Annotated in this window: 1 protein-coding gene; it reads left to right on the forward strand. The window is 44.5% G+C overall.

Features of this window, described 5'->3' with window-relative positions; genetic code table 11:
* Positions 1-52 precede the first annotated feature (52 nt).
* Positions 53-265: translation initiation factor IF-2 N-terminal domain-containing protein (locus CWB80_RS22400; RefSeq protein ID WP_138686331.1), on the forward strand; the 213-nt coding region annotated here is incomplete at its 3' end.

The following is a 265-nucleotide window of genomic DNA, read 5'->3' on the forward strand; positions in this document are numbered from 1 at the left end:
AACATTTGTTGGATCGCAGACGTGTAATTTATTAACGGATGTAGTACACACTATGGCAGAAGAAAATGTTCAAAAACTAGCCGGAGATATTGGTACCACAGTTGATAAATTACTACAGCAGCTAGAACAAGCCGGTATTTCTAAAATAGCAGGTGATATGGTACCTGAGTCTGAAAAGTCGACGTTATTAGATCACTTGCGAAAGCAGAACGGCGGCCCGGGCTCAGGCGGCCCGGCTAGCATGCCTGTGCAACGTAAAAGCAAA

Source organism: Pseudoalteromonas sp. S1650 (assembly GCF_005887195.1).
GTDB classification, from domain to species: Bacteria; Pseudomonadota; Gammaproteobacteria; order Enterobacterales; family Alteromonadaceae; genus Pseudoalteromonas; species Pseudoalteromonas simplex.